General features: G+C 62.5%; 7 protein-coding genes and 1 pseudogene. 3 read left to right on the forward strand and 5 right to left on the reverse strand.

The annotated features are described in order from the left end of the window. Window positions 1-534: 534 nt before the first annotated feature. Together ACYCTF_RS13720 and ACYCTF_RS13725 are read right to left on the reverse strand one after the other, a co-directional pair. Entirely contained in the window at window positions 535-1,146 is a 612-nt protein-coding gene (locus ACYCTF_RS13720; protein WP_461284308.1) for an OmpW/AlkL family protein, read from the reverse strand. 1,574 nt (window positions 1,147-2,720) lie between these two features. After that, window positions 2,721-2,930, reverse strand: coding sequence for a hypothetical protein (locus tag ACYCTF_RS13725; RefSeq protein ID WP_461284307.1), 210 nt, complete (start codon window positions 2,928-2,930; stop codon window positions 2,721-2,723). Between the two features lie 191 nt (window positions 2,931-3,121). On the opposite strand from ACYCTF_RS13725, the gene ACYCTF_RS13730 reads away from it, so the two are divergent. Further along, entirely contained in the window at window positions 3,122-3,574 is a 453-nt protein-coding gene (locus tag ACYCTF_RS13730; protein WP_461285059.1) for a Druantia anti-phage system protein DruA, read from the forward strand. Here the strand turns inward: ACYCTF_RS13730 and ACYCTF_RS13735 are convergent. From ACYCTF_RS13735 to wrbA, 3 genes and pseudogenes are all read right to left on the reverse strand, one after another. Then, a pseudogene (locus ACYCTF_RS13735) lies at window positions 3,563-3,689 on the reverse strand (type IV toxin-antitoxin system AbiEi family antitoxin domain-containing protein); the annotation flags it as partial. The gene ACYCTF_RS13730 and the pseudogene ACYCTF_RS13735 sit on opposite strands and share 12 nt — an antisense overlap. A gap of 310 nt (window positions 3,690-3,999) precedes the next feature. After that, a complete protein-coding gene (locus tag ACYCTF_RS13740) occupies window positions 4,000-5,619 on the reverse strand; it encodes an ArnT family glycosyltransferase (protein WP_461284306.1) in 1,620 nt (539 codons plus the stop codon). Between the two features lie 179 nt (window positions 5,620-5,798). Then, complete coding sequence (gene wrbA / locus ACYCTF_RS13745) at window positions 5,799-6,410, reverse strand: NAD(P)H:quinone oxidoreductase (protein ID WP_461284305.1); 612 nt, start codon at window positions 6,408-6,410, stop codon at window positions 5,799-5,801. A gap of 86 nt (window positions 6,411-6,496) precedes the next feature. On the opposite strand from wrbA, the gene ACYCTF_RS13750 reads away from it, so the two are divergent. Continuing rightward, complete coding sequence (locus ACYCTF_RS13750) at window positions 6,497-6,847, forward strand: winged helix-turn-helix transcriptional regulator (protein ID WP_461284304.1); 351 nt, start codon at window positions 6,497-6,499, stop codon at window positions 6,845-6,847. A 31-nt stretch (window positions 6,848-6,878) separates the two neighbouring features. Continuing rightward, the gene (locus ACYCTF_RS13755) at window positions 6,879-8,249 is read left to right on the forward strand and encodes a DNA recombination protein RmuC (protein ID WP_461284303.1); all 1,371 of its coding nucleotides are present in this window, start codon (window positions 6,879-6,881) and stop codon (window positions 8,247-8,249) included. The last annotated feature ends 181 nt before the right edge of the window (window positions 8,250-8,430 follow it).

Raw genomic sequence — 8,430 nt, forward strand, 5'->3', positions numbered from 1 at the left:
CCCGCACTTACCGGCAAAGCGACCGTGTGTTCCCAATGGAGCGCCCCGAATATCACCGCGGCGCATAACACGCCGGATGCGAGGACTACCCCCGTACCCTTTCCTGCCGCCATCTTGTGTTTCCTCCCTTTCTCATTGAGGCGCTAAGGCGCGCACTCTCTCGGCCCGCCCTGCCGGACCGCCTACGCGATAAATCGGTCCTGCGCCCCGTGCCGTTGTTGCCCCGGTCAGGTGCTCTTGCACCGCCTATCGATCTTCTTGTTGTGCGTCCGACGATTCGGTGCGGTCAAAATCGTTCCTTTCAAAGTTTCAAATCGCAAAGGCCTCGAACGCAATGTCTCTGGCATCTGTCTTGCCCTCGCCACCAGATGGCCGCTCGCGCCCAAACTAAGGCCTGAATACACCGATGACCTGACGCCCGCCGCACCGGGGTCTCTGCCGTCGCCTGCGGAGGGCGGCCCCCCCTGAGCGCTTACGCCCATGACCCATCCTGGATGGAAAGGCCAGCAGCCCATAAGGTTCGAGCTCGTTTCCTCAAAACGTCCACCCCAGCCCCACGCCGACCAGAAGGGGGTTCAGCGTGAGCGTCCCGACATAGCCCCCGCCAGACGTCCTGATTTTCGTGCTCATGTAGACCTTCTTCACGTCCACGTTGAGGGTTAGGGAGCGCGTGAGCGGGACATCGAACCCCGCCTGCAGGGCGGCCCCCACACTGCTCTGAGATCCCCTTAATCCGTTTACGAGTGAGTAACTGAAGAAGCGGGTATAGTTGACGCCGACGCCGACATAGGGACGAAAGAAGGGGCTGTCCGGCATAAAGTGGTATTGCGCCATGAGCGTCGGTGGTAGCGCCTTCAGCGATCCAATTCCGGGGTGGACGGAGATCGTCTGCGGATAGGTGAGAATAAGTTCGGCCGCGATATTCCTCGTGAAGAAATAGGTTCCATCCACCTCCGGGATCATCTTGTTGTCGGCGCCGACGCCGCTCAGGGCCGCTGTATTGGTGTGATTGTAGAACTGGATCTGTACGGCCCGCGCCCTAATGATGATGTCGGACGCCTTGTAGCCGGCCATGGCCGCGTGCGCGGCCAGTGTGGATGCCAAAAGCGTGGCCACGACCGTGCCAAATCGTGCGGTCTGTTTCATAGTTACCATTCCTCCCATTTAGTGAAATTCTCGGTTATTCATCCGATTTCTTGTCTTTTCCGTCCGCCTGCACCGCAGCGCACGGCCTGTACCCGTCAAGAACGGCAGTCATCGTGCAAGGCGCGCCCCCTGCACGGCGACAGGCGCGCAGCCGATCAGTTAGGAGCCCCTACAATATTTCTCCGTAGGCCCGATTGTCGTGATCGTGCGCGTGGTACCCATGGAGCAAAGGAAGGTACGCAGGCATCATCCGTCCTCATGATCCGAGGGACGCACGACTCATGTAGAACAGTGCTCAGCGCCCATGGGATGCAGGTGATGGCTGCGGTTTTCTTTTTTTGAAACCTAATCCTTTGTTCGGTAAGCTGTTTGTGTTCTTGTCTGTGATGCTCATAACCGGTGTCTCCCACACCACGGGACCGGCTCTCCTCTGCCCTCAATGCGCACTCGCAGTGTGACCAAGCGTCATACAGTTCCACCCATTGCCCCCTTGACGTATACGGGATCAGTATTATTGATGGGCCAATCATAATTTATTATGTGCACCGTTATAGGCATGCCGTTTTGACAATTATCAAAACGACTGCCTTGGAGTGGTCCGCCGCCAAAAATGCTCTTAACGGTCGCACCGAGCAGGGATTTCGGTCAGGTGTGGCGAGCGACAGGCACGCAAGCGAGCCGTCACCCAAAAAGCATCTTCGGTGGTCCCAGGTCGGGCTCAAGATCCCCAAGGGGTGCCGCCGCCAAGCAGGGAGTGGGCCCGTATCATAGGGTCGGCGCTGACAAGCAACGTCGCGCGCCAGCCCATGATTGGCCGGCTTGCTCCGGGCGTGCGACACGGTATGCGGGTTGTCGCCGTCATCGGCCGGACGACCCTATAGCAATAGGGGCGAGGCTCAGGCTCCCCACCAGTACGGCGGATCAAGCGGGGATATCGCGATCCCCCAACGCCCGGGGGAAATGACACCATCCATCCCGATTTTCGGCCCGGCGCGCCAAGCGCCTTGCTCGCCCGTGTTGGCCACAAGCCCAGGGCGGGCCCTGGGCGGTCGGCCCCGGCCTGGAGCCGCTATGCGCGGATAGGCTGCGGATCGCCCGCGCAAGGTTGCGGCATCGAACGTTGTGCAGGTCACGGCGACCGAGGAGAAGAAGGGTGCAAAGTGGCTCATCGCGCCTAAGGGGCGATTGAACGGGCGCCCGCCGGCATGCCGGTCGTCACCGTGAATGCCGCAGGCCAAGCCTCGACGTCGGAGAGGAGCGGCCGACTTTCCCGTGGGGACCACGCAAGCATAGCGTGCCGGACGTGCCTAGCGCCTCTGTCTGTACGCTCGCTACGACGCGGACGAACAGGCCCTGATTGGCCGGAAGAGTTTGCCGGGGCGGATAGTGCTTTGCGCAATGGAGCCGTCCACACAGTCATCTTCGGTAAGAGTAATGGCCGCGGCATCTCCGTACGGGTGGCTGGTAATCTGCGCGCAAGTTCTATCACCGCGTCCCGCATCCGCCAGGACCAAGGCCGGTCTGTTCTTTATCGGATAAGTCCGAAAAGGGGGATGGAATCAGGCCGACGGCCCCTACGGCAGGTACGCCCATGCCTCGTCCTCTTCGGGGCGCACCCAATCCTGCGCCAGAGATTGCTCTGCCGCTGCAAGTGTCCCGTCCCCACCCGTTGGCGGCTCCTCAAGCACCGTCACCAGGGCGCGGTGGGGACCTGTAGCGTGAAGGGGTTCAATGAGACGGATTCGACCCTGCTCGTCAATGACCGCCTCCGCTCTCTGTTTCATGGAGGCCACCCCTTCTTGCGAGAACGCAATGAAGTTGTAGCGCGTACCAAGCGGCCCCGAATCGTCGCTAGCCCCTGTTCGCCTCCTGGTTGCGCCGAACGTGCCCGCTTCGCATCCAATCATGCAACGCACCGTGGGCTTTAGTTGCAAGCACCCGCGGTCCACGGGGGCTACCCCTGTTTGTGGCTGAAGTGGGCCCGTCTTGTCTGCGGCGGCAAGTCCTTGACGCGCCGCTTATCGAGCGAATCTATGCACCTTCCCGGAACCCAAACTCATGTCCGGGGCGCATTTGTGCGTGCCAAAGGCCGCATCGTCGCTGTTCTGGGCTTTGGGGCCAGCGCCTGGCCGGCGCCTGGAAGGCCAAGCCCCGCGATCGGGTCATTGGCTGGACGACAGAGCCGCGGCAATACGATCTGCACCTGATCGTCCATGATGCCCGCTTCCCGATCTTGCCGTGGATCCACTGCCAAAGCCTCGATTCCCGTATCTTGGGCCTGGCTGCGAAGCGCCTGGCCGATGATTGGCGCGCCCGCTCCAGATATCGTCCGGTTGTGTTCGAAACCTTCGTCGAGAAGCCGCCCTTTACCGGCACATGCCACAAGACCGCCCACTGGCAGAACCTCGGTGTTAACAATCCGCGGTGAGTGGATGCCGCGTGGCATGGCGATCCATATTTGACGCGGTAGTTGGGGTGGTCAGCCCGTGAAACTGGAGTGCGGTGAGCAGACAGAACACGGCTTGTGGCACCCGGGTGGCGACAAGCGGGCCGATCCGCAAGCCCACGCTGAGGCCACCCCCGGCATGTCATCTACGCACGCCTGCCACCATTTTGATTGCGCCCGGTTACATGTCGATGAGGGGGGATTGTTGCTCGCGGGGTCGCCCATAAAAAAAGCCCCCTTCCTAAGGAAAGGGGCCCGCCATCGTCCTTGATGGGATCAACACATCCTTGCGACGGGTTTGACTCTATCTCGTCCGTACCCTGCGCGTCCTCCGACTTAAGTCGCAGTCATGCCGCCACGCCCTCTTTTTGGGGCGCCGTGGCATGCATAGGCGCGATGATCCCGGGTTACCTCTTCGAGGGTGTGTGACCCAGGTCATTTTCCACCGCGACATCAGGCCCTTTGCTCGCGATCACATGGAAGTGTCCGTAACGTGCCCACGAGCGCTCGTCTGATGTAGGACCCACGATGAAGACCCGACGGCGTTTTGCGAGATCGGTGAGCGCGTGACCCGTAATCAGGCGATGCGCCTTGGGGTTGTGGCGGATGCCGTAGTACAAGTCGCCCTGGCGGGGATCGAAAACGTAGATCGGCCGGTGGAGATAGAAGTCCAGGGACGAAAGGTCTTCGTAATGATGCGCGACGAAGACGTAGGAACGAGGTGTGAGGTGAGGGAGGACTGCCCGGGCGAGATTCTTGGAGGCGTAATGGTTCGGGTGCGCGATGGAAAACGCAAGAAAGAGCGCCGCGAATCCGGCCTGCGATGCGAGCGCCGCGAAGGGCAGGATACGCCCCCACCGCGGTCGCGGGGCCTTCAGGGCCACGACGAAGAAGCCAAGATAGGCGAGCGCGGCGCCGATGAGATAGGGGCGCATGGGCGGGTGGGGGACGCGAAGGGCGCCGATTGCGGCCACGAGGCAGAGAAAGGCGAAAGCCCCCAGGAGGCGCGTCAGGGAACGCCCCTCGAGGTCGGGCAAGGCGCGTCCGACAAAGAGTGCCAGTGCGGGAAACGCGGGCAGCATGTAATAGGCGGACGAGGTCTTGGACAGCGTAAAGAAGAGGAGATAGGCCCCCGCCCAGATGAGCAGGAAGCGATCCAGACGGTCGAAGGGGCGCCGACGGATCAATGCCGCAAGGAAAAACGGTGTCCAGGGGAAGACGCCGAACACGAGATGTTCGAGATTGTAATAGACGGGTGGCCGCCGGTAGTCCATGGGTTTCAGGGTTCCAAGGAAGCGGTCGAAGTGTTCCTGGATGATGTAGCGATCGAAGAACCCAGGGACGTGGAGCGCCATCCAGATATGCCAGGGTAGGGCAATGATGAGGAAGATCAGCCAAGCGACCAGAAACGGGCGCCAGGGGATGGTGCGGCGCTCCAGGGCGAGAAAGACGATCACAATGAACCCGGGGAGCACGATCCCTATGAGCCCCTTGGTCAGGCACGCGAGTGCCGCGGCCCCGGCCGCCAGCATCAGGCGCGAAGATCGTTCCGGTCGCTCGATATAGGCGTAGAAGGTGAGCAGGGTGATGGTGTGGAAGAGCGTGAACGTCATGTCGAACATGGCGAGCTGCGACATCATATAAAAGCCGATCGACGAGCAGAGGATCACGGCAGGCCATGCGGGCTCTGGCAGTCGGTCCTTCGCGAAGCGTGTCACGACAAGCAAAGTTCCGAGCGCTGCCAAGGCCGAAGGGAGGCGCGCCGCGAATTTGCCGATCCCGAAGATCTTGTACGAGAGCATCACGAGCCAGTAGAAGATCGGCGGCTTCTCGAGGTAGGGCATGCCATCCAGGCGCGGTATCAGAGGATTATGTGCGAGCATCTCGCGCGCCGCCTCGGCATAGAGCCCCTCGTTCAGGTTGAATAGGGGCCGTAAGGCGAGCGGAACAAGTGTGAGGACGAGGACGGCAAAGATGAGGACCGCGGGCCACCAGCGGCGCATGAGAAGCGAAGGCATGCGCGGCATGGTAGCAAACGCGCCTGCGGCATGTAAGGGCAGGGGTCGCTCGGAGGCCGGGAGTTTCTCAGGACATGCGGTTGACTTGCACACGGCACGGTGGCCGCGCCCATTACGGCCCATCGATGTGGCGCGCCGGAGGGAAACACCTGCGAGCCACGGGCGTGGTCCGCAGGGGTGCTTGCGTCCTATGATGAGGTGGCAGCGAGCCGCGCGGCGATGTGGGCCACATGGTCGCCCTGGAAGCGCGCGATTCTGAGCTCGGCTGCGCTCGGCATGCGGCTCCCGTCGCCGCTTGCCATGGTGCCCGCCCCGTAGGGGCTGCCACCCATGACCTCATCGAGCCGTGTGAGATCGGGGCACGAGTAGGGGACACCGACGATGATCATGCCGTGATGCAGCAGCGTGGTATGGAAGGCGGTGATAGTCGTTTCCTGACCGCCGTGCTGGCTTGCGGTGCTCACGAACACGCTGCCGACCTTGCCTATCAGTTTGCCGGCACTCCAGAGGGTGCCCGTGCGGTCGAGGAAGTTGCGCATCTGTGCGGACATGCTGCCAAAGCGGGTGGGCGTCCCGAAGATGATGGCGTCATAATGCTCGAGTTCCGAGGGCTCGGCGATGGGGGCCGTTTGGGCGGTCTTGGCGTGCATGGCGGCAAGGGTTTCCGCGGGCATGAGCTCGGGGACGCGCTTGACGTCGACTGTTGTCCCGGCCACCCCGCGAGCGCCTTCGGCGACCGCCTCGGCCATCTTTTCGGTGTGTCCCCATGTGCTGTAGTACAAGACCAAAATGCGGCTCATGCAAACCTCCTGGCTGGAAACGCGTTATGATGGCGCTATATAACCCCTTCTGGTTATTTTTGTGAAGTAGGTATTTTAAAGTAACCATGGATACACCTTCACCTTGCCCGGTCGATGCGGTCCTGAAGCTCCTCGCGGGGCCTTGGACGACGCACGTGCTCTGGGCCCTCCAGACCCACGGCCCTATGCGCTATGGCGCCCTCAAGCGCGCCATCCCCGGTGTATCGAGCCGTTTGCTGACGGAGCGGCTGCGACGGCTCACCGCCGCAGGCTTCGTCGAGCGCGAGGTGGTCCCGACTGTGCCGCCCCAGGTGTCGTATGCGCTCTCCCCCCGCGGCCATCGTCTGGGTGAGGTCTTGGCCCAGCTCCAGCCGATTGTGCGCGAGTGGGAGAAGGAGGGGGTGGAGCCGCGGGCGGCGGGCGGGGGCGATCGGTGATGACGCTTCGGGGCGCCCCATGGAGGGCGCTGTGAGCCTGTCGGCCGCTGTGATCGCGGGGTTTTGCGCAGGTTTGGCGGCAGGCCTTGCGTTCGGGTGGGTCGAGTGGCGACGGGCGAGGCACGCCCTGGTAAGCGCGGACGACGCACGGCAGACCCTGACGGCCCGCGACGGCGAATTGGTGCGGGCGCGTGCCGAGCTTGCCTCCTTACAGCTTCAATATGTGAAGCTCGAAGAGCGCGCGCGTTACGAGGAAAAGGCCCAAGGCGAACGGCTTGCGAGTCTGCGCGATGCCCAGAAGGCCGTGGGGGACCTCTTCAAAGGCCTGTCGCAAGAGGCCTTGCAACGCAATAACGAGCTCTTTTTGAATCTCGCCCAGGAGCGCTTCGCGAATCTGGCGCAAGGCGCGAGTGCGGACCTGCGTGCGCGCGAACAGGCGATCTCGCACCTCGTGGGGCCGGTGGTGGAGCGCTTGAATCGTGTTGATGGGTTGCTCGCACAACTGGAGGTGAAGCGTGAAAGCGCCTATCAATCCTTGACCGATCAGGTCAAGGCCTTGATCGAGAGCCACCTGCCGAAGCTCCATCGCGAGACCGCCAACCTCGTGAAGGCCTTGCGCGAACCTGCGGCGCGCGGCCGCTGGGGCGAACTGCAGTTGCGGCGCGTGGTGGAGATGGCTGGGATGCTCGATCATTGTGACTTCGTGGAGCAGGCACAGCGCGTCGGTGATGAAGGGCGGATCCTGCGGCCGGATCTGGTCGTGAAATTACCGGGCGGCCGCCATGTGGTTGTGGACGCGAAGACGCCGGTCGACGCCTATTTGAGCGCCGTCGAGGCCGAAGATGAGCCGGGGCGCGCCTTGTCCCTGAAGCGTCACGCCGCGCAGGTCCGTGCGCATCTGGGGCAGCTTGCGAAAAAGTCCTATTGGGAGCAGTTCCCGCGGGCCCCGGAGTTTGTGGTGATGTTTGTACCGGGCGAGGTCTTCTTCAGCGCCGCTTTGCGGGAGGACCCGACGTTGATCGAGACCGGCGTCGATCAGAAGGTGATCCCGGCGAGCCCCACCACCCTGATTGCGCTGCTGCGCGCCGTGTCCTATGGCTGGCAGCAGGATGCCATTGCCCGCAATGCCGAAGAGATCGCGGCTTTGGGCAAGGAACTCTATAAGCGTGTCGCGCTTCTGGGCCGGGGATGGGCGGAGACTGGCGCAAAGCTCGCCTCCGCGGTGCAGGCCTACAACAAAACCGTGGGCACGCTCGAGGGGCGGGTGCTACCCCAGGCGCGGCGTTTCCGCGACCTGCGCGCGGGCGACGAGGACGAGATACCCCCGCTTGAGGCCCTGCCGGAAGAGCCCCGTCCCTTGTCCTCTCCGGAGCTTGGCGGCCCGCCGAATCCTGATGACTGAAGGGTTGAGGGGCGCCACCGGCTCTCGGCGATCTATCGAAGGCCCGCCCGGGCGGAGTATTTTCCAATCCTTAAATGATACTGAACGAGGGTCTGTTGACGCGTCCCTGGAGGCCAGGGTCAGGCAACCCGGTGTTCCTGTTCAAAGATCGTCTTAAAGAGCTTCTGTTTGGCCTCATTCA

Source organism: Acidiferrobacter sp., from assembly GCF_054609335.1.

Bases quoted from the DNA above. Each gene is read 5' to 3' on its own strand.
- ACYCTF_RS13750 (WP_461284304.1), top strand. From the start codon at position 6,497: ATGGATACACCTTCACCTTGCCCGGTCGATGCGGTCCTGAAGCTCCTC.
- ACYCTF_RS13725 (WP_461284307.1), bottom strand. From the start codon at position 2,930: ATGAAACAGAGAGCGGAGGCGGTCATTGACGAGCAGGGTCGAATCCGT.
- ACYCTF_RS13740 (WP_461284306.1), bottom strand. From the start codon at position 5,619: ATGCCGCGCATGCCTTCGCTTCTCATGCGCCGCTGGTGGCCCGCGGTC.
- wrbA (WP_461284305.1), bottom strand. From the start codon at position 6,410: ATGAGCCGCATTTTGGTCTTGTACTACAGCACATGGGGACACACCGAA.
- ACYCTF_RS13720 (WP_461284308.1), bottom strand. From the start codon at position 1,146: ATGAAACAGACCGCACGATTTGGCACGGTCGTGGCCACGCTTTTGGCA.